This is a genomic window from Paenibacillus wynnii (assembly GCF_030812855.1).
Classification (GTDB): domain Bacteria; phylum Bacillota; class Bacilli; order Paenibacillales; family Paenibacillaceae; genus Paenibacillus_AQ; species Paenibacillus_AQ wynnii_A.
On record NZ_JAUSTK010000044.1, the window covers coordinates 13375 to 33462 of the forward strand.

Annotated in this window: 18 protein-coding genes and 8 tRNA genes; 4 read left to right on the forward strand and 22 right to left on the reverse strand. The window is 47.3% G+C overall.

What is annotated here, in order from left to right; all coding sequences use genetic code 11:
* Positions 1 to 68: 68 nt before the first annotated feature.
* From hisA to J2T20_RS24460, 6 genes are read right to left on the reverse strand one after another with little or no spacing between them, the layout of a single operon-like run.
* Positions 69 to 806: a 1-(5-phosphoribosyl)-5-[(5-phosphoribosylamino)methylideneamino]imidazole-4-carboxamide isomerase gene (gene hisA / locus J2T20_RS24435; RefSeq protein ID WP_307592434.1), complete on the reverse strand. Its 738-nt coding sequence runs from the start codon at positions 804 to 806 to the stop codon at positions 69 to 71.
* 30 nt (positions 807 to 836) lie between these two features.
* Entirely contained in the window at positions 837 to 1451 is a 615-nt protein-coding gene (gene hisH / locus J2T20_RS24440) for an imidazole glycerol phosphate synthase subunit HisH (protein ID WP_307592436.1), read from the reverse strand.
* A 1-nt stretch (position 1452) separates the two neighbouring features.
* Positions 1453 to 2061, reverse strand: a complete 609-nt coding sequence (gene hisB / locus J2T20_RS24445; RefSeq protein WP_307592438.1) for an imidazoleglycerol-phosphate dehydratase HisB — start codon at positions 2059 to 2061, stop codon at positions 1453 to 1455.
* A complete protein-coding gene (hisD, locus tag J2T20_RS24450; protein WP_307592439.1) occupies positions 2048 to 3358 on the reverse strand; it encodes a histidinol dehydrogenase in 1311 nt (436 codons plus the stop codon). The genes hisB and hisD overlap by 14 nt, the downstream gene beginning before the upstream one ends.
* Before the next feature lie 29 nt (positions 3359 to 3387).
* Complete coding sequence (gene hisG, locus J2T20_RS24455; RefSeq protein ID WP_307592440.1) at positions 3388 to 4023, reverse strand: ATP phosphoribosyltransferase; 636 nt, start codon at positions 4021 to 4023, stop codon at positions 3388 to 3390.
* 53 nt (positions 4024 to 4076) lie between these two features.
* Positions 4077 to 5294, reverse strand: a complete 1218-nt coding sequence (locus tag J2T20_RS24460; protein WP_307592442.1) for an ATP phosphoribosyltransferase regulatory subunit — start codon at positions 5292 to 5294, stop codon at positions 4077 to 4079.
* Positions 5295 to 5616: 322 nt separating this feature from the next.
* Between J2T20_RS24460 and gnd the strand changes: the two genes are divergently transcribed.
* From gnd to gntK, 4 genes are all read left to right on the forward strand, one after another.
* A complete protein-coding gene (gene gnd, locus J2T20_RS24465; RefSeq protein ID WP_307592444.1) occupies positions 5617 to 6516 on the forward strand; it encodes a phosphogluconate dehydrogenase (NAD(+)-dependent, decarboxylating) in 900 nt (299 codons plus the stop codon).
* A gap of 141 nt (positions 6517 to 6657) precedes the next feature.
* Complete coding sequence (locus tag J2T20_RS24470) at positions 6658 to 7329, forward strand: GntR family transcriptional regulator (RefSeq protein WP_307592446.1); 672 nt, start codon at positions 6658 to 6660, stop codon at positions 7327 to 7329.
* Between the two features lie 182 nt (positions 7330 to 7511).
* Positions 7512 to 8873: a GntP family permease gene (locus J2T20_RS24475; protein WP_307592448.1), complete on the forward strand. Its 1362-nt coding sequence runs from the start codon at positions 7512 to 7514 to the stop codon at positions 8871 to 8873.
* Between the two features lie 91 nt (positions 8874 to 8964).
* A complete protein-coding gene (gntK, locus tag J2T20_RS24480; RefSeq protein WP_307592450.1) occupies positions 8965 to 10506 on the forward strand; it encodes a gluconokinase in 1542 nt (513 codons plus the stop codon).
* Positions 10507 to 10614: 108 nt separating this feature from the next.
* Here the strand turns inward: gntK and J2T20_RS24485 are convergent, their stop codons facing one another.
* From J2T20_RS24485 to J2T20_RS24560, 16 genes are all read right to left on the reverse strand, one after another.
* Positions 10615 to 11799, reverse strand: coding sequence for an acyltransferase (locus tag J2T20_RS24485; RefSeq protein ID WP_307592452.1), 1185 nt, complete (start codon positions 11797 to 11799; stop codon positions 10615 to 10617).
* A gap of 58 nt (positions 11800 to 11857) precedes the next feature.
* Positions 11858 to 13087 (reverse strand): acyltransferase, encoded by a 1230-nt coding sequence (locus J2T20_RS24490; RefSeq protein ID WP_307592467.1) that lies wholly within the window; start codon positions 13085 to 13087, stop codon positions 11858 to 11860.
* A gap of 227 nt (positions 13088 to 13314) precedes the next feature.
* Positions 13315 to 13824: an acyltransferase gene (locus J2T20_RS24495; RefSeq protein WP_307592454.1), complete on the reverse strand. Its 510-nt coding sequence runs from the start codon at positions 13822 to 13824 to the stop codon at positions 13315 to 13317.
* Positions 13824 to 14474 carry a pyrophosphatase PpaX gene (ppaX, locus tag J2T20_RS24500; protein WP_307592455.1) on the reverse strand — a complete coding sequence of 217 codons (651 nt, stop codon included), beginning with the start codon at positions 14472 to 14474 and terminating at the stop codon, positions 13824 to 13826. The genes J2T20_RS24495 and ppaX overlap by 1 nt, the downstream gene beginning before the upstream one ends.
* A gap of 9 nt (positions 14475 to 14483) precedes the next feature.
* Positions 14484 to 15524 carry a prolipoprotein diacylglyceryl transferase gene (gene lgt / locus J2T20_RS24505; protein ID WP_307592457.1) on the reverse strand — a complete coding sequence of 347 codons (1041 nt, stop codon included), beginning with the start codon at positions 15522 to 15524 and terminating at the stop codon, positions 14484 to 14486.
* A 12-nt stretch (positions 15525 to 15536) separates the two neighbouring features.
* Positions 15537 to 16475 (reverse strand): HPr(Ser) kinase/phosphatase, encoded by a 939-nt coding sequence (gene hprK / locus J2T20_RS24510; protein ID WP_307592459.1) that lies wholly within the window; start codon positions 16473 to 16475, stop codon positions 15537 to 15539.
* Between the two features lie 232 nt (positions 16476 to 16707).
* Positions 16708 to 17829 carry an ABC transporter ATP-binding protein gene (locus J2T20_RS24515; protein WP_307592461.1) on the reverse strand — a complete coding sequence of 374 codons (1122 nt, stop codon included), beginning with the start codon at positions 17827 to 17829 and terminating at the stop codon, positions 16708 to 16710.
* A 107-nt stretch (positions 17830 to 17936) separates the two neighbouring features.
* Positions 17937 to 19037, reverse strand: coding sequence for a PucR family transcriptional regulator (locus J2T20_RS24520; protein WP_307592463.1), 1101 nt, complete (start codon positions 19035 to 19037; stop codon positions 17937 to 17939).
* 140 nt (positions 19038 to 19177) lie between these two features.
* Positions 19178 to 19250, reverse strand: a tRNA-Lys gene (locus tag J2T20_RS24525).
* A 7-nt stretch (positions 19251 to 19257) separates the two neighbouring features.
* Positions 19258 to 19343, reverse strand: a tRNA-Tyr gene (locus J2T20_RS24530).
* An 8-nt stretch (positions 19344 to 19351) separates the two neighbouring features.
* Positions 19352 to 19424, reverse strand: a tRNA-Phe gene (locus tag J2T20_RS24535).
* 64 nt (positions 19425 to 19488) lie between these two features.
* Positions 19489 to 19566 (reverse strand) — tRNA-Asp (locus tag J2T20_RS24540).
* A 14-nt stretch (positions 19567 to 19580) separates the two neighbouring features.
* A tRNA-Thr gene (locus J2T20_RS24545) sits at positions 19581 to 19656 on the reverse strand.
* Between the two features lie 30 nt (positions 19657 to 19686).
* Positions 19687 to 19762 (reverse strand) — tRNA-Val (locus tag J2T20_RS24550).
* Between the two features lie 9 nt (positions 19763 to 19771).
* Positions 19772 to 19848 (reverse strand) — tRNA-Met (locus J2T20_RS24555).
* A 29-nt stretch (positions 19849 to 19877) separates the two neighbouring features.
* Positions 19878 to 19969: transfer RNA gene (locus J2T20_RS24560), tRNA-Ser, on the reverse strand.
* Between the last annotated feature and the right edge of the window lie 119 nt (positions 19970 to 20088).

Consider the following 20088-nt stretch of genomic DNA (forward strand, 5'->3'; position numbering starts at 1 on the left):
TGTAAATAATTGTACGAAATACAACTAAAACCAACTAAAGTTACTCCTCTTAATGTTTATCGCTGATGTTACTTCGACCCCAATGCCTGCAATGCTTCGGAAAGATCGATATTTCCCGTATACAACGCTTTACCGACAATAGCTCCGCCAATCCCGCTGGCACTATGTACATTAAGGCGCACCAGATCGTCCAAAGTGGTCACTCCGCCGGAAGCTATCACCGTTTTGCCGCTGGTAGCTGCCATGGAGAGAATGCCCTCCACATTCGGGCCCTGCATCATCCCGTCACGGGAAATGTCTGTGTAGATGAACGTCTCAGCTCCTTTGGAAGCCAAATACTTTGCAAGATCCTCTGCTCGGGTCTCTGAAGTGTTCAACCAACCGTGGGTAGCCACGTATCCGTTACGGGCATCAATCCCGATGGCAACCTTATCACCATACTTGGCTAATACAGCCTCTGTAAATTCATGATCGTTGATAGCGGCGGTTCCGATAATCACACGGCTGACACCGAGTCCGAGCAGCTTTTCGACATCTGCAAGGCTGCGCAGACCGCCTCCGACTTGAACAGGAACATTAGCATTCGCAGCGATTGCACCGATAATGGCATCATTGACCGGATGACCGGCCTTTGCGCCGTCCAGATCCACTAGGTGAATAAATTGTCCGCCTTGCTCTTCCCACGATTTTGCCACTTTTATAGGACTGTCGTTATAGACTGTTTCTTGATTGTAATCCCCTTGCTTCAATCTGACGCATTTCCCATCCCGGATATCAATTGCCGGATATACTATAAAAGAAGACATCAACGTTCCCCGCTTTCGTATGTTATAACCCTAGGCCTTAATCTTCAAAAAATTCCCCAGCAGCTGCATCCCGAGCTCCCCGCTTTTTTCCGGGTGGAATTGCATACCGAACACGTTGCCCCGTCCAACAATCGCTGTTACTGGGTATCCGTAATCGGTCACGGCAATCAAATCACTCTCTTGTTCAACAAGCGCGTGATACGAATGGACAAAATACACATGCCCCTCTTCAAGACCCTCCAGCAGCGGACTATCACCCAACATGAAGTTCAGTCTGTTCCAGCCCATATGAGGAACCTTGAAGCCCTCTCTAGGCTCAAAACGGACAACCGAACCCGGCACGATCCCCAGCCCTTCATGGGTTCCATATTCTTCACCGCTGCTGAACAGCAGCTGCATACCCAGACAAATTCCGAGCATAGGTTGCTTCCCGGCGGCTACTTTTTTAACTACAGCATCCAATCCAGTACTGCGAAGATGCTCCATAGCATCGCCAAACGCGCCGACACCGGGCAGAATGACGCTTTCAGCCGCCAGAATCTGCTCCGCATCCCCCGTCACCAGACACTCATAGCCCAGGCGCTCTATCGCTTTGCTGACACTGTGCAGATTGCCCATGCCATAATCGACGATTGCTATAGCCATGTTACAGCACTCCCTTCGTAGAAGGCACACCCTTCACACGAGGATCAATAAGAGTGGCTTCATCCAGTGCACGGCCAAGGGCCTTGAACACGGCTTCAATCATGTGATGTGTGTTTGTACCGTAGTGAACGATGACGTGCAGCGTAATCCTTGCTTCAAGCGCGAACTTCCACAGAAACTCATGTACCAGCTCTGTCGAGAAGCTTCCCACCTGCTGGGAAGGATACTCGGCACGGTACTCAAAATGCGGCCGGTTGCTGATATCAATCACTACCTGCGCCAAAGCCTCATCCATCGGTACAAACACACTAGCGTAACGTTTAATCCCTTTTTTATCGCCTAACGCCTCTCGGAGGGCTTGACCCAGACAAATCCCGATATCCTCTACCGTGTGATGATCATCGATTTCGATATCCCCGCGTGCTTGTACATTCAGATCAAACTGACCGTGCTTCGTGAATAAGTCCAGCATATGATTCAAAAAAGGGACATCCGTCTCCAGCTCAGAAACCCCGCTGCCGTCTACTGATAAAGACAGCTTGATGTCCGTCTCGTTCGTGGTACGGCTTAGCCCCGCCTGACGCACTGCCTGCTCATTATTGTTCTCCATTGCTATCTCCACCTTTCGCTTCGTTTTCTAATCGGATTTCAATAGCTCGGGCATGCCCTTCAAGGCCCTCACGTCTTGCCAGCTCAATAATACTATGTCCATCACGCAGCAGTGCTTCCTTGCTGTAGTAGATGAGGCTGGACTTCTTAATGAAGTCATCCACATCTACGGGCGAGGAGAACCGTGCAGTTCCGTTCGTGGGAATAATGTGGTTCGGTCCGGCAAAATAGTCTCCCACAGGCTCTGAGCTGTAAGGACCTAGGAATATTGCCCCTGCGTTCTCGATACTCCCGAGGAGCCCCATAGGGTCAGCTGTTACAATTTCCAAATGCTCCGGCGCCAGCCGGTTCACAACGGAAATTCCCTCTTCGATATCCTCGACGATGATGATCGCTCCGTAAGCCTCTACGGAAGCCCGGGCGATACTCTGCCGCGGCAATTCCGACAGCTGCCGCTCCACTTCCGCGGCTACAGCATAGGCCAGTTCATGCGATGGAGTCACGAGAATGGCTGACGCCATTTCGTCATGCTCCGCCTGAGAGAGCAGGTCCGCTGCGATATAACCCGGCTCGGCAGAATCATCTGCCAGCACCACAATTTCGCTCGGACCGGCGATGCTGTCTATGTCCACGGCACCGTAGACTTCACGTTTGGCTAACGCCACGTATATGTTCCCCGGTCCGCAGATTTTATCGACAGGCTCGATGCTTTCAGTGCCAAAAGCTAGCGCGGCAACGGCTTGTGCTCCTCCCACGCGGTAAATCTCGTGCACACCCGCTTCTGCGGCGGCAACGAGAATGTAAGGATCAATGCCCGCTTTGCCGCCGGTTGCAGGCGGTGTGACCATTACGATCTCCGGAACACCGGCGATCTGGGCAGGAATCACATTCATCAAGACAGAGGAAGGATATGCTGCCTTCCCGCCGGGAACATATACACCGACACGTTTGAGTGGACGTATGATCTGTCCCAGAATGGTACCGTCCGGCTGAAGATCCATCCATGAGTTGCGTTTTTGTCTCGCATGGAACGAACGAATGTTAACCGCTGCTGCGCGGATAGCTGTAACGAAGGATTCCTCCACGCGACTGTAGGCTGCCTCAAGCTCCTCCGGTGTCACCCTCAGTGCATCGGTCGTCAGTGTTACGCCATCAAACCGCTCTGTGTAGCGGAGGAGCGCTGTATCCCCTTCTTTTTTGATCGCGGCTACAATTTCCTTAACGGTCTGATTCTGCTCCGGTGTCCCATACTCCACTTCCCGCTGGAGCTTGAATTCACTGCTTGATTGTACTTTCACGACTGTTCCTCCCTAGTCTCTATATCAATCTACAGCTTCGGCACGCTAATTACACTCTGCAAGCGATCGCATAGCTGTTGTATTTCTGCATTTTTCATCCGATAACTGACACGGTTGGCAACAAGCCGGCTCGTGATTTCAAATATGCTTGTCATTTCCACGAGTCCGTTATCACGCAGCGTCTGCCCTGTCTCCACCATATCGACAATACGGTCAGCTAGGCCAATCAAGGGAGCAAGCTCAATGGATCCGTTCAGCTTAACGACCTCTACCTGTTGACCCTGTTCCCGGAAATAACGGGAAGCGACATTGGGATATTTCGTTGCAACGCGCTGCTGAATGCCGGGCTGCCAATTAGGCAAACCGATAATTGACATGCGGCACCGGGCAATCCCGAGATCAAGCAATTCGTACACATCCCGCTCCTCTTCCAGCAGGACATCCTTACCGACAATGCCGATATCCGCTACGCCATACTCTACATAGGTGGGAACATCCACGGGCTTGGCCAGAATAAATTCCATGCCTACCTCAGGCAGCTGGATCACCAGCTTTCGGGAAGCCTCCCCGTCCGGGGGTATAGGAAGACCTGCGGAGCGGAATAGCTCTGCAGCCTTATTGTATATGCGGCCTTTCGGCATAGCTACCTTCAAAATCTGCGCCATTTCAATCGTCTCCGTTTCCATTGCATATATCTAATTAGGGTTCAGGCACAGCCTCAGCCGTGCTCACTGATGAATGTGACGAAGGTATAAATTTCTCCAAAACGTTCACCTTCGGATTCTAGCGTATCGTTATCCAAGCGCTTTACGACCTTTAGATCCTCTGGACCGACGGTTAAGCGGGTAACTACAGCATGCCCTTCTTCACGCAGGCGTGATGCTTCCTGCAGTCCCTCCCGACGCCTAGGAACATCATACTGAATCAGTATTGGAAGCTCTACCTTCTCTGGCGTTCCAGGTACTCCGTCAAGGATTCGGTTGGTCTTCAGCGAAAAGCCTGTAGAGGGGATCGGCCGCCCAAACTGCTGCAACAAATTATCATATCTTCCTCCACTGCATACCGGGAAACCCAACTCAGCAGCATATCCCTCAAAGGTCATTCCAGTATAGTAGGAGAAATCACCAATCATCGTAAGGTCAATTAGCACATGCTCCGACACTCCGTAAGACTCCAGCACTTCCCACACCTTGCATAGATGCTCTATTGAAGTCCGGGCCAGCGGATGTCTGCTGAGTTCCAGGGCCTGACCACAGATTTCTTTGCCCCCCCGCAACCTAAGCAATCCATTCAGTTCATTCTTTTGAACTTCAGGCAGGTTGAGCGCCCGCAATGTTTCGCGAAAAGAGACATAATCCCGGCCGAGCAGATGATTCTTGAGCTCCTCTTGGGCTTCCGGCAGCCCCGGTACGGCTTCCTGAAACAGTCCGTTTAGGAAACCGACATGCCCCATAGCTATCTTGAAGGATTTGACACCCGCCGCCTGAAGCGAAGCAATGGCCAGCGCAACCACTTCGGCATCCGCCTCGGGTGAATCATCTCCCACCAATTCTACACCTGTCTGAAAAAATTCCGCTTCACGTCCAGCTTCTTCCTCTATGGCGCGGAATACATTGGCGTGATAGGACAAACGCAGAGGGAGCGGCTCTTCCTTAAGAAGAGAGGAGACTACCCGCGCCACGGGCGCGGTCATTTCGGAACGAAGCACCAGTGCCTGGCCCCTATTATTCAGCAATTTATATAACTTTTGATCCGATGTAGAACTAGCTACACCAACCGTATCGTAATACTCCAGAGTCGGAGTAATCATCTGGCGATAACCCCAGCGGCTCATACAGTGCAGCACATCATTCTCAATCTTGCGCAGCTTCTTCACCGCATGTGGAAGATAATCGCGTACACCTGCCGGCTTCTCGAACCCTTTCGGTTTGGACATGTTCATGATTCACCTCGTCGAATGATCTACAGATCCTATCTATACTTTACTATGGTAAAGTGGTAGCAAACTAAAGCTCTTGAAACATCGTACCATGGACAGTTCTTTTTCGTCAATTGCTACCGCCTTAACAGAATAGCATTTATTACTACTGTTAATAATATACCTGTTCTACACTAGGCACGTACAGCCTGTCATGGAGATTTATGGAGCGCTTACAAATTACTCTTTACAAATGTAGGTGAGCAGGAGTAAGATACAAACAAAGTTGTCGACAAGTATACATCAATGCAAGTGAGAACATTTGAGGAGTGAGTGCGAAATGAAACTCGGTATGATTGGTCTCGGAAAAATGGGCTTTAATCTGGTATTAAACTTACTAAGTCATGGGCATCAAATTGTGGTAAGCGATCTCAATCCGGAGAGAGGAGAACAGCTCGCTCAGCAGGGTGCTATTCCGTCCTCTAGTGTAGAAGACTTGGTGGCTAAGTTGGAACGGCCCCGAATGGTATGGGTAATGGTTCCCGCTGGGCCCGTAGTAGAAGGTGTAATTGACACGCTTGCCGGGCTATTGGATGAAGGAGATATTATTATAGAAGGCGGGAATTCTCATTATAAAGAGTCCATCGCCCGCGCAGAACGGCTGGAACCTCTGGGAATCCATTTCTTCGATGCAGGTACTTCCGGCGGAACCGAAGGAGCTGAATTTGGCGCCTGCTTCATGATCGGAGGAAACCGTGAGATCTTTACAACTATAGAACCTCTTTTTCGAGATCTGGCGGTAGATCAGGGTTATCTGTATGCAGGAACCAACGGCAGCGGGCATTTCCTGAAAATGATCCATAATGGTATTGAATACGGGATGATGCAATCCATAGCGGAGGGCTTTGAGCTTTTAGAAAAAAGCAGCTTTGACTTCAACTATGAAGATGTAGCCCGTGTATGGTCTAACGGTTCCGTGATTCGAAGCTGGCTGATGGAACTTACCCAGAGTGCTTTTTCCAAGGATCCGAAGCTGTCCGGCATAAAGGGTGTTATGCAAAGCTCCGGGGAAGGTAAATGGACAGTACAGACTGCTCTTGATTTGGAGGCCAGCACGCCGGTCATCGCCCTCTCCCTTCTAATGCGGTATCGCTCTTTGGAGGAGAATACGTTCCACGGGAAGGTCGTAGCTGCACTTCGTAACGAATTTGGCGGTCACGCTGTAGTGCCGGATAACTAATCAGTACAGGTTGAAAATACTTCAGGAAGGCCCACGACTCTTAAACCGATGGAACCGTGAAGACATAGTATGCTAAAATCGATGGAGAACCACATCTTTTGCAGTATACATACCAATCACGCATAGAGGAGTCGAGTCAAAATGCAATATCCTTCCGCCTGGCTGCAAGGATCCTCTCTCGGGGAATCAATCGCCTGTGAACTCAGGCTGCAAATTATAAATGAAAAGATTAAACCCGGAGAGATTCTTTCGGAGAATCGGATTGCCGCAGATTTCGGCACTAGCCGTTCCCCTGTTCGGGAAGCGCTTAAATCATTGTCCATAGAGGGATTAATCCGTCTGGAGAGGATGGGTGCTGTGGTCATCGGATTGAATTTGAAGGATGTTGAAGAACTTTATGATGTACGTTATCTTATTGAAAGCTTTGCACAGCAGAAGCTGGCAGAAGGCAACCATGAAGCATTGATCTCACAGCTTGAGCAGAGTATCGACAAAATGAAGTTGGCCGTAAAGCATAATAATTTTGTGGACTTTGCGCATCAGGATTTCTCCTTTCATGAAGCCATCATCACGGAGGCCAATCATTCAAGAATCCTGCATTTGTGGAACAGCATTCGCCACATTGTGATGACGGTCATTCTAATCACTACTGAAAAAGGCTTCGAAACTGGCGAAGAGCGTATGAATTGGGTCGCTGACAAACATCGGACAGTTATCGATGGTCTTCGTTCCGGAGATGCCGAAACTATTCGCAGGGTTGTCCAGGAGTACTTTGCAGATTCTGGTGAAACACTCATTCGCAGCCTGCCTTAACAAGGGCAGGTAGTATGCGAAAGCGCCCCGCTATATCCATATAGAACCACTTACTTTTTTCGAACTTAGTTGTCGACAAGTATACAATTTAACATTATCGGGTAATCTCTCTTCACATTGGTAATTATAGCTTTTGATACTCAATGTAGATGCGACATCAACTTTAGAAGGTCTATCATACGATGGAAAGCTTATTCGGTCTAAGTCATAATACGACTTTGTTAGTCTGGACATTGATTGTCATTGTTTTTCTGGTTATGCTTATCGCTAAATACAAATGGAATCCGTTTGTAACCTTGCTTGTCTCTGCGTTGTTCCTGGGTCTGCTGTCCGGCATGGAATACCAGAGCCTCATCAAGTCCATTACCGGCGGTCTTGGCGGAACTCTTGGAACCATAGCCATTGTCATAGGTTTAGGAACGATGTTGGGTAAAATGATGGCCGAATCCGGGGGTGCAGAGCGTATTGCCAATACGCTGGTCGACCGGTTTGGGGAGAAACGTGTCCATTGGGCAATGATGCTTGTCGGGTTTGTTGTAGGGATTCCTGTGTTTTTTGAAGTCGGTGTCATTCTGCTTATTCCAGTTGTCTTTATGGTAGCTCGAAAAACAAAGATGCCCCTCCTGCAAATCGGAATTCCGATTCTCGCCGGTCTCTCCACCGTTCACGGACTGGTTCCGCCGCATCCCGCTCCTATGATCGCAATTGGTGCCTACGGTGCAAATCTGGGTAAGACGATTCTATACTCGATGATAGTGGGTTTACCTACAGCTATTATTGCGGGTCCTCTTTTCGGTAAATTCATAGGCAAGCGCATACAGGTTGAACCGCCCGCCAAACTGGCCGAGCAATTTGCTGCAAAAAGCGTGCGTGATTTGCCTGGCTTTGGCATCACTCTGCTAACGATTTTGCTTCCGGTTATTTTGATGCTGATCGGATCTGTAGCTGACATTCTTGACCCGGAAGCCGTTCATGGATTTACACCTTTCGCTAAGTTTATTGGTCATGAAGTCGTTGCGCTGTTGATCTCTGCGGTTTTCTCATTCTTCTCATTAGGGTTTGCAAGAGGCTTCAATAAAGAAGACATTTCGCGTTTTACCAATGAATGTTTGGCACCAACCGCAACGATTATTCTTATCATCGGGGGCGGGGGCGCCTTTAAGCAGGTGCTGATAGACAGTGGTGTCGGCGGAGCCATAGCTTCACTTGCCACCCAATCCCATGTTAATATTATTTTCTTCGCTTGGCTTGTTGCCGCTTTAATCCGTGTCGCTACAGGTTCAGCTACTGTAGCAATGACAACGGCTGCTGGAATTATAGCTCCTGTTCTTGCCGTGAGCACCGGTGTTAATATTGAATTGGTTGTGTTAGCAACAGGAGCAGGTTCACTGGTGCTTTCTCATGTTAATGATGCCGGCTTTTGGATGATCAAGGAATTCTTCGGGATGACTGTAGTACAGACACTTAAGACCTGGACAGTAATGGAGACCATCCTCTCTGTAGTAGCATTGGCCTTCATTATGCTCCTGAGCGTAATTGTTTAAGGAACCTGCTAGTCAAAATTAAATGTAGGAGCGGGACGGCTGAGCTATCAAATCCACCCGCTCGGCTACATTTGTGAAAGAAGGCTGACGGATGAATCCACCCTATATGATTGGCGTTGATATTGGAACTACAAGTACAAAAGCTATTTTATTTCAGGAGAATGGACGCATTATCGCCGGGGCCGATGAAGGCTATCCGCTCCATAAACCTTCACCGGCCATCGCCGAACAGGACCCCGAGCAAATTCTGCATGCGGTCATTAACACCATCTCCAAGGTTGTACACCAAGGCGGCGCCCGGCCTGAACAGATTAACTTCGTCTCTTTCAGCTCTGCAATGCATAGTGTTATCGCCGTGGATCAGGAGGGCAATCCTCTTACCCCTTGTATTACCTGGGCAGACAATCGAAGTGCTGAATGTGCCCGGCGCTTGAAGAACGAGCTTAACGGTCATGAGCTTTACCTTCGTACCGGTACACCTATTCATCCTATGTCACCTATTACTAAGCTAATGTGGCTCCGGGAGGATCAACCGGAACTTTTTCATAGAGCCTATAAATTCATCTCCATTAAAGAATACGTGTTTGCCAAGCTATTCGGTGAATATGTTGTGGATCACTCCATTGCATCCTCTACGGGTATGCTTAACCTAGTGAATCTGGACTGGGATGCAGAAGCGTTGGAGATTGCAGGCATTACAGAAGAACGCCTCTCCAGGCTCGTTCCCACTACCTATGTTTTACAGGGACTATTACCTGGAAAGGCAGAAGAGCTTGGTCTGCTGCCTACTACAAAGTTTGTAATAGGCGCAACCGATGGTGTCCTCTCCAATCTTGGAGTAGGAGCGATTAAACCGGGTGTTGTAGCAGCTACCATCGGCACAAGCGGTGCTATTCGTACCGTTGTAGACCGTCCGGTGATCGATCCGAAAGGTCGAATTTTCTGCTATGCACTAACGGAGAACCACTGGGTCATCGGCGGACCGGTTAACAATGGTGGAATGCTGTTCCGTTGGGTGCGTGATGAATTCGCAGCCTCTGAAGTGGAGACAGCCAAGCGGCTTGGCATTGATCCCTACGATGTCTTGACGCGGATCGCGGAGCAGGTATCCCCAGGAAGTGACGGACTGCTCTTTCACCCCTACTTAACTGGCGAAAGAGCGCCTTTATGGAACCCCGATGCACGAGGCTCCTTCTTCGGATTAACCATGAGCCACCGGAAGGAGCATATGATCCGCTCCGTACTTGAGGGTGTAATATTTAATCTATACACGGTTCTCTTGGCAATGGAGGAGCAGATTGGTCGCCCTAAGCAGATTTTGGCTACCGGCGGCTTTGCCCGCTCCGCGTTATGGCGGCAGATGATGGCGGATATTTTTGACCAGGAGGTAGTCGTTCCCGAGAGCTTTGAGAGCTCTTGCCTAGGGGCAGTTGTACTCGGAATGTACGCAACTGGAATGACAGATACCCTGGAAGTCGTATTTGATATGATCGGATCCACCCATAAGCATGAACCCATCGAGGAACATGCCACCGTATACAAACATCTGCTGCCTATTTATATTTCCGTTTACCGCAACTTAGAGAGCCAATATGAAGCCATCGCCAAATTTCAAAGAGACTTCGTTAAGTAATAAAGGAGACACAAAAAGCGTCAGCTCCTCCACTTAGGCGGAAAGCTGACGCTTTTATTTAAATGATCACCTAATTATAAAATATCACCGTATAACCCATTCTCGTCCTTATCCTTGAGCTTTGACTGACGTATCCGTAACTATTCTCTTCACCCTGGAGTCCGGTTTCTGAGGAACGGATCCGAACAAGATCCAAGAGAGCTTCACATAACGGAAGGCCAATGCCACAACCAGCCATGAACCGAGCAGTGCAACAAGCCAGCCCCCGGCAATAGCGGCAGTATAGGCGAGAGAACCTCCATGAAACGGAATTTCTCTATAGAAATAGAGCAGTGCCGGATGCAGCAAGTAAATGCCGAAGGAGCAAGCGCCTATTGAGCTTAACAATACAGCCAATCTACTGTGTCCCCATCCATATAGAAGAAATGAGAGCTGCATCAACACCAGACATGACAGAAGAGCGTGTAAATTCGAGAACGCCTCATACCACAAACTGTTTATGACTGTACCCTTTGTATAGCTGCTGAACCAGAGTTCAACATGTACGATCCCTGCTGCAACCCATGCTGCCCACAGGCTGACCCAGGCGATGCCTTTTCCAGAGCGCCATCCCTCACGCGAAGGAATAAGCCATTTTTTCAATGAGGAATAGTAAATAGCAATGGCAGCCCCCAACAGGAAATACGAAAAATACGTAATAGCGAGACTGCCCTTAGACAGCTCCCAATAGCCATTTCTAGTCATATATCTATTTAGAAGGACAAAACCCCATTGCATTAGCAATCCGATCAAAGGCGCCCAAGCGGCAACCCGGCGGCTCTTTTGCATACACCATAAAAATAATGGAAACAGCACATAGAACTGAAAAATAAGAATGACGTAATACAAATGCGTATACGCAGTCCCTTTTAACAAATATTTGCCCAGCTTATTGATCTGTTCTTCTGCAGGCAGATTCCACGTGTTCCCCGCATACATTTTCAATATAAAATACAGCAATGAGAAAACCACATAAGGCACAATAATATAAAGCAACCTTTTACCATAGAACTTGCCCAGCATTCTCCCATTCAAAGGCCGATCTATATAATTGTAGAATAAGACAAACCCGCTCAGAAAAACAAAAGATGGTACTGCAAACTGGCTGAACTTGTTAATGAAAAGAAAGGGATGAAATAACGACGTATCCAGCATCTCACTTAATGTACGCGAGGTCGCATGGATAGCAAGCACTGCCAGAATAGCGACCGCCCGGAAAATATCCAACTGCGGAATTCGTTCTTTTTGACTCAAAGTTCCTTCCTCCTGCTCCACTCCGTATCTGAAGATGAAAGTATAGTACATTTAGCACTTAACCACCAAGTGTTTTCTTGGATCCCTCATCCGTTGATGATCTGGCGCTTCGCTTATCCTCGCCCAGTGATTCAGGTACCGGCTTACCTCTAGGAGAGGGAGCCAGTGAACGTGGTACACTCCCAAAGATGATCCATGCCGGACGAATCCGACGGAACGCAACCTGCACCATCAGCCAGCTCCCGCCAAGCGCAACCACTAATCCCCCATATACGAAAAGAACATAAGTCAACGAATCCGGGGAGATATTATAGCGAAAACGCCGGTATATTGCCAACAATAACGGATGAATGAGATAAATAGCAAAGGATAACTCTCCTAGACGTGTTAAAAAACCAACGATAGCCCGTGGAGCCTTACGGTGAATAAGAAAGGTTAGATACAGTAATACCAACGCTGACAGCATCGTGTGTACATTCCATAATAGCTCGTACCATAACGAATTGGTCCATACCCCATTATGCCGCCCCTCGTACCACAACTGAATATGTATAAAGGCGGCGATTAGCCAACTAGAAAAAAGTAGACCCGTGAGACTCTTTAGCAGCTTAGGCAGTTGTCTCCAAGGAGTGAAGAGCCACTTTTTAATCTCCTCGAAATGAATGGCAATATAAGCCCCCATCATGTAATACGCAAAATACGAAATAGCCAAGCTGCCCTTTTCTACAACATGAAGCTGGTACTTGTTCCATATAATGAATCCCCACTGAAGGCCGAGGCCAATAGGAATCACCCAACGGGTGAGCTGACGCGAACCTTGCAGGAGCTTTAGCACTAGTGGGAACAGTACATAAAACTGGATGCTTATAAATACAAAATACAAGTGGGCATACGCGTTCCCGGTGAACAAAGCTTTTAGAAATCGGAGCAGATTCTCCCCCACACTCCACGACATTTGACCGTTTACATATAAAGTTAGCCCATAATAGCCTATAGAAGCTAGTAAATAGGGTAATAGAATAAACATCAGGCGGCGGCGATAAAAATTAGCAATAAGGCTTCGTGTAACGGGCCGACCGTAATAATTGTAAAACAAAACAAAGCTGCTGAGAAAAATAAAAGAAGGCGTGCCAAACTTGAAAAAGATATTGATTGCATTAATCCAGTAATAATAAGGCGATTGTAGTGCTTGCTCCCCAGCGGCAAAAGATGAAGAGTGCACATGGAGCACCCCCAAAATAGCCAATGCCCGAAAAATATCTAATTGGGGCAGCCTTTCTTGTTTCACAGGATTCAATTAAATTCCCCTTCTCTACTAAGGTGTCCGTTCATAGAGATATAAAAATCGGAAGTTTATCTGTTATCAGGAAGCCTGCCCGTGATGAATACCATACTGATATTCTGATGTAAGTTGCTCCGAAAAACCGTGATTTTATTATCATGATGTAAGACGCCAAAAAACCTGCAGGAGTTGCGCTCCAACACGCAAAATAACCTGCAGGGAATCCGACGTATTCACAAGTCTTCCACATCTCCAATGGATGATCCTACTCTTAGTTCACGCAAGGGATTTCCACCGACAAAAGCTCCAGCGGCAACATCCTTATGGACCACCGAACCCGCAGCTACAATCGCACCGTCTCCAATGGTTACCCCGGGGAGTATGGTGCAGTTGGCACCGATCAATACATTTTCACCAATAAGAACTTCGCCCAAGCGATATTCCTTGATTAAGTACTCATGTGCCAGGATAGTTGTGTTATAGCCGATAATTGAATTCTCTCCAACCGTTATTTTTTCCGGAAAAAATACATCAACCATCGCCATTAGCCCAAATGCCGTATGCCGCCCAACCTTCATCCCAAGAATTCGGCGGTATATCCAATTCTTCACCGATAATATCGGGCAGTAGCGGGCAATTTGGATGAAAATAAAATTCTTAACACCCTTCCATGGACTGACCGTGCGGTAGATATACCACAAGGAATTATGGCCTTCTACAGGATAGCGGGTAACTTTTCTCACTATTCATTCGTCCCCTGCTCTACGATAGCTAATATCTCAGTCATATCATGGATGATATAGTCGGGCTCATATTTACGGAGGGTCTCCTCACCTTTGAGCGACCAGGCCACAGCCGCAGTATAAACACCAGCAGTCTTTGCCGATTGGATATCAACAGCGCTGTCACCCACCATAAGTGTCTTTCGAAGATCTACTCCCAGGTTACGAACCGCAGTGAGTACAGGCTCCGGGTGAGGTTTAGGCTCTGTTACATCGTTAACTGTCACAATGGTATCCATGTACTGCAGTAAATCGAACATCTCCAACGCTTTAATCGTTGTTGGACGAATCTTGGTCGTTACGATGCCCATCTTAATTCCACGCCGGCGCAGTTCCTCCATGGTCTCATTGACCTGCGGAAACGGCCGGACCAGGGCATCGTGATGCTCATAATTAAACTCACGGTAGGACAGTTCAAGCTTGCTAACATCCTCAAGACCTGAAAAAGCTCTCATCTGCTGCTGAAGGGTCGTTCCCATATGGGGTATGATCTGCTCCCGGCTAAGAGGTGTAAGGGCATTCTGCTTCAACGCATGCATGAACGAATTTATAATCAGCTCGTTCGTGTCAACAATGGTTCCGTCCAGATCAAAGAGGACGCATTCTATCATATTATTCTATTACTCCTTTTTGTCTTCCCCATCCGGCTGCTTGGTCTCACTAGGGCTGTTAGGTAGAACTTTTCGCGGCGTGTTCTCCGCACCTTCAGGCATTAGTGTATCTGAAGCCGGTGTTTTGGAGCTTATAATAGGGTCTGAGTAATGTGCCTTTGGCTGCCCGCTTACTCGACGGATTATAATCAGAACAATTGCTGCTATAGCAATGAGTAAAGATAGCAACTGGGAAATACGAACATTTCCGTAGGCCGGATCAAGATAGCCTTGCTCGAAGCCCAACCATTTCATTGGACTCCAAAGACCGTTTACAAGAGCTTCGACACCGCTACTGCCATTAAACGCCAAGCTGTCTGTACGTAAAGGTTCAATGAAGAAACGTCCGATGGAATACCAGATGAAGTAGGATAGGAACAACTCTCCCGCGCGTAAAAATCTTTGGCGGCGCAGTACCAGTAGCAGTAAGATGCCAATCAGACTCCATAAAGATTCATACAAAAAGGTCGGATGACGAAAGGCTTCACTTAAGCCATCATTTATGTACATCTGGTTTACGATGAAGTCAGGCAAATGAAGCTTGTCACGCAGGAAAGACTCCTCGACAACTCGGCCGTATGCCTCTTGGTTGATAAAATTTCCCCAACGGCCGATCATTTGCCCTGCCAGCAGTCCAGGTGCACAAATATCAATTATTCGCCAGAAAGGGTATCCTTTGTATCGGAAATAGATAATTCCACAAATGATCGCACCGATTAATGCACCGAAGATGGCAATGCCACCGTTCCAGATTTTAAATACATCCAGAGGGTTATCCTTGTATTCATTCCATTTAAAAGCTACGTAGTAAATCCGCGCCCCAACAATCGCTGAGGGAAAGCCAAGAAGCAGCATATCCATGAAAAATTCCTGTGGAATACCATAACGTCTGCCTTCACGGATTACAAGAAATAATCCCACCAATGCGCCAAAACCTAAAATCAAACCGTACCAGTGAACGGGTATTGATCCAACTGAAAAAACAATCGGATCTAAAGCCAGTGGAAACATTCTCTCACTCTCCTAATCCATATCGTCCATATCTTCAGAAATGGTGGCAGTTAGCTTATTGGTAAATTGCAAAGCTGCATTAAAGCCCATTTGCTTTAAGCGATAGTTCATCGCTGCTACTTCAATAATAACGGCAAGGTTACGTCCTGGACGTACAGGAATTGTAACCAACGGAATATCCGTATCAATAATACGTGTAGTCTCTTCATCTAGACCCAGACGATCATATTGTTTATCTTGCTGCCAGGCTTCCAGTCGAACCACAAGTGTAATACGTTTATGATTACGAATCGCCCCCGCACCAAACAAAGTCATCACATTAATAATACCCACTCCGCGAATTTCCAGCAGGTGACGGATCAATTCAGGTGCCGTACCATGCAGCTGGTTATCAGAGGTTTGGCGGATTTCTACAGCATCGTCTGCAATTAGGCGATGGCCGCGTTTAACAAGCTCCAACGCAGTCTCACTCTTACCAATCCCGCTACTTCCTGTGATCAACATGCCTACACCATATACGTCACAGAGTACACCATGAATAGTGGCGGTTGGTGCTAATTTACCTTCCAGAAAGCTAGTCAGTCGGCTAGAAAAAATCGTGGTAGCCATTGTGCTCCGAAGTACAGGCAGGCCCTTCTCATTACTTATATCTATTAATTCCTGCGGGACTTCCAAAGAACGGGTAATGACAATACAAGGTGTATTATCATTGCAAATCCCCCGAATTCGGCTAATTCTTTCTTCTTCTGGCAGCATAGAGAAGAAAGCCAACTCCGTCTTACCGAGCAGTTGAACACGTTCTTCTGGATAATATTCGAAATAACCAGCCATCTCCAACCCGGGACGATTCAAATCGTCAACTGTAATGGGTCTCTTGAGACCCTCCTGTCCGGAAATGACTTCTAATTGAAAATGCTGTACCAATTCAGATACTTTTACTTTCTTAGCCATGTATATTCGTCCTTTCGTCCCCTGCGGTTTTTGTCCGCTTCTCCTGCACCTTTTAGTGATGTATCATCTTTCTGCCGGAGGTAATTCTCCTGCTATCTTAATTGATAACGACCATGAATGCAATCATAACGCCCTATGCTGCGGAGTTCCCGTTCATTATTATTCCTTTTGTATTCATCAAAAAAAGCCACCCTTTCGGGTGGCTTTCTGAAAGGAGAAAAGACGTAGGGTCTTATCCCAATAGAATGTTAAGTTCGGAAGTTTTGTCGAAGAAGTGTACCTTGTTCATGTCTACTGCCAGCTTAGGCTTGCTGCCTTCGCGAGTAGTAGAACGACCGTCTACACGGGCAATAACAGTGCTGCTGCCAAGACCGCTCAAGTAGAGCAACATTTCATGACCCAGGTTTTCAGTTACATCAACCAACGATGTGAAGATTGTGTTTGGTGAAGCTTCCAAGAATACTGGTTCTTCATGGATATCTTCTGGACGAACTCCCATAACAACTTCTTTACCGATGTAACCTTTGCTGCGGATGATTTGAGCTTTTCCGCCCGGTACTTCAACATCAAGGTTCTCTGCGCGGAAACGAACGCTTCCGTTAGCTTCTGACAATGTACCACTGATAAAGTTCATTGTTGGGGAACCGATAAAGCCGGCTACGAACAAGTTTGTAGGTTCATTGTAAAGCACTTCAGGAGAAGCTGCTTGTTGAATGATACCATCATACATAACTACGATACGGTCACCCATTGTCATAGCTTCTGTTTGGTCATGCGTTACATAGATACAAGTAGTTTCAAGGCGCTTAACCAGTTTAGTGATTTCAGCACGCATTTGACCACGAAGTTTAGCATCCAAGTTGGACAAAGGCTCATCCATCAAGAATACTTGTGGATCGCGGACAATCGCGCGTCCCAAAGCTACACGTTGGCGTTGACCACCGGAAAGAGCTTTAGGTTTACGCTCAAGCAAATGCTCGATATCGAGAATTTTTGCAGCATCGCGAACCTTTTTATCGATTTCATCTTTTTTAACTTTACGCAGTTTCAAACCAAACGCCATGTTTTGGTATACGCTCATATGCGGATAAAGGGCATAAGATTGGAATACCATCGCGATATCGCGGTCTTTCGGTGCTACGTCATTAACAACGCGGTCGCCGATGAACATTTTACCTTCGGAAATTTCCTCCAAGCCAGCGATCATCCGTAGTGTTGTTGATTTACCGCAACCGGATGGTCCTACCAATACTAGAAATTCCTTATCTTTAATATCAAGATTGATATCTGCTACTGTTGCTTTATCAGAACCTGGGTATTTTTTTGTAATGTGCTCTAAACGTACGCCTGCCATTTAATTTTCCCCCTCGGATCAATTATTGAAGTTCGAAGATTTCTTTTCCGTACACCTATCTTACCCCACACACTGTGGGCTGGCTATTTGTAACCTTCACAAAAAAATTATTTCCTTTTCGTCACTTTATACAAAAGCATGGTCAACTTCACAATTGCAGCATCCCCAAAGCTTCGTACATCCGCACCTGTCTCCTGTTTGATCTTGTCCAGACGGTAAAGCAATGTATTTCGATGTATATATAATTTTTTAGCGGTCTCACTTACATTGCATTCCATTTCAAAAAAAGTCTCTAAAGTCAGCAGCATTTCTTTATCCGATAAAACGGAGGTGTAGTCTCCAATCTGTCCAAGCAACTGTCTACGCCGTGCATCGGGAATACTATTAACCAACCGCTCCAAATGAAGTTCCCATGGCAAATGAATGTATTCCCCCACTTGGAAAATACGGCCCAATATTATAGTTTCACGTAAAAGTGCTACTGCTCCGGTCAAGCCTTTAACAGGTACAATTGCAGGTGCCACCGCCAAATGGAACACGCCTACCCACTCATTGGCAATCAGCTCATGCAGACCCATGCTGGTCTGTGACAGCAGATCATCTTCACTCTCTTCTTCCTCTTCCTTATCGTCCCCATCAGTAAGCAGTTCCTTGCGGGCTAGAATGAGCCATTCCTTTTCCTGCAGGGGAATTAGAATAACCGTACTGTCAAAATAACTGCGCAGCAGCTTCATCAATGAGCGGTAGGAGATAGGCGCACTATGTACATTTTCACTTATAAGTAAAAAGGGAATCATATCCCCAAAAAGTCGACTTTTCAAAGCAATATCATCTGGCAGCTCTGTGTCTTCCCTTTCCTGCTCTAGCTGTAGATTAAGCCATTTGCTCAGCTGAAGTGCCTCCATCTCCCCTTCTTCCTTAACCCCTGTAGCCTTGAGCGCAGTAGCGAAGCTTCTCACCGCAAAATGGACCAGTTGCACCTCCATAGCAGATAAGCCTTCCATCTCCACCGATACTGCGGTAATACGCCCATCGTTCTCGTATAATGGCGTCCAAATATTACTGTCGAGGATAACCGGCTGATCACTCTCTTGTGAACCTAACCCGAATAGAGATTTTGAATCCTGTCTTCCAAATTGCTTAATTCCGGTTTTCTTCCCAGTAAGCTGCTCCAGCTTTTGACGCAATATCTCGCTCTCTATAGTCACAATAGTCCACCACTTTTGTTTTTTCGCTTATTTTATCATATTTTTCATATTCATGCGGACTTGCCTAATTTCTGAAGGTTAAAAGCCCTAATTACAGCAAAAAAGTCATTACCCTAAGGTAATGACTTTTCGTAAACGTATGAGCCATGAAGGACTCGAACCTTCGACACCCTGATTAAAAGTCAGGTGCTCTACCAACTGAGCTAATGGCTCATAAAAATGGTGGGGGATGATGGATTCGAACCACCGAACACTTACGTGAGCAGATTTACAGTCTGATGCGTTTGGCCGCTTCGCTAATCCCCCAAGAAAAGTGGCTCGAGACGGATTCGAACCGCCGACACGAGGATTTTCAGTCCTCTGCTCTACCGACTGAGCTATCGAGCCATATAAAGTTGCATAAAAATAAAGCGGTAAGTCATACACTTCCCACTTCGTTTGGTGGAAAAAATGGCGGAACCGACGGGATTCGAACCCGCGATCTCCTGCGTGACAGGCAGGCATGTTAGGCCAACTACACCACGGTTCCCCACTTAATAATAATGGTGCCGGCGAGAGGACTTGAACCCCCAACCTACTGATTACAAGTCAGTTGCTCTACCAGTTGAGCTACACCGGCACGGTGTAAAAAGGAACTAAAGTTTAAAAATGGTGGAGGCTGAGGGGTTCGAACCCCCGACCCTCTGCTTGTAAGGCAGATGCTCTCCCAGCTGAGCTAAGCCTCCGGGTATGTATGGTAGCGGCAGAGGGGATCGAACCCCCGACCTCACGGGTATGAACCGTACGCTCTAGCCAGCTGAGCTACGCCGCCACAATAACAAGGTAATGAATGATTTGAAATGGCGGAGAGAGAGGGATTCGAACCCTCGCACCGCTAACGCAGTCTAACCCCTTAGCAGAGGGTCCCCTTATAGCCACTTGGGTATCTCTCCAAATCAAATTAATCATTCAGGAAATTGATTCCTGAAAACTGGATCCGAAACGAATCTGCGTCTAGATATTTGGATAAGCCCTCGACCGATTAGTATTGGTCAGCTCCATGCATTGCTGC

What these genes read in the sequence shown, in the direction of transcription:
- hisA (WP_307592434.1), bottom strand. Translation starts at nt 806, where the DNA reads ATGTCTTCTTTTATAGTATATCCGGCAATTGATATCCGGGATGGGAAA.
- hisH (WP_307592436.1), bottom strand. Translation starts at nt 1,451, where the DNA reads ATGGCTATAGCAATCGTCGATTATGGCATGGGCAATCTGCACAGTGTC.
- hisB (WP_307592438.1), bottom strand. Translation starts at nt 2,061, where the DNA reads ATGGAGAACAATAATGAGCAGGCAGTGCGTCAGGCGGGGCTAAGCCGT.
- hisG (WP_307592440.1), bottom strand. Translation starts at nt 4,023, where the DNA reads ATGGCGCAGATTTTGAAGGTAGCTATGCCGAAAGGCCGCATATACAAT.
- J2T20_RS24460 (WP_307592442.1), bottom strand. Translation starts at nt 5,294, where the DNA reads ATGTCCAAACCGAAAGGGTTCGAGAAGCCGGCAGGTGTACGCGATTAT.
- gnd (WP_307592444.1), top strand. Translation starts at nt 5,617, where the DNA reads ATGAAACTCGGTATGATTGGTCTCGGAAAAATGGGCTTTAATCTGGTA.
- J2T20_RS24470 (WP_307592446.1), top strand. Translation starts at nt 6,658, where the DNA reads ATGCAATATCCTTCCGCCTGGCTGCAAGGATCCTCTCTCGGGGAATCA.
- J2T20_RS24475 (WP_307592448.1), top strand. Translation starts at nt 7,512, where the DNA reads ATGGAAAGCTTATTCGGTCTAAGTCATAATACGACTTTGTTAGTCTGG.
- gntK (WP_307592450.1), top strand. Translation starts at nt 8,965, where the DNA reads ATGAATCCACCCTATATGATTGGCGTTGATATTGGAACTACAAGTACA.
- ppaX (WP_307592455.1), bottom strand. Translation starts at nt 14,474, where the DNA reads ATGATAGAATGCGTCCTCTTTGATCTGGACGGAACCATTGTTGACACG.
- lgt (WP_307592457.1), bottom strand. Translation starts at nt 15,524, where the DNA reads ATGTTTCCACTGGCTTTAGATCCGATTGTTTTTTCAGTTGGATCAATA.
- hprK (WP_307592459.1), bottom strand. Translation starts at nt 16,475, where the DNA reads ATGGCTAAGAAAGTAAAAGTATCTGAATTGGTACAGCATTTTCAATTA.
- J2T20_RS24515 (WP_307592461.1), bottom strand. Translation starts at nt 17,829, where the DNA reads ATGGCAGGCGTACGTTTAGAGCACATTACAAAAAAATACCCAGGTTCT.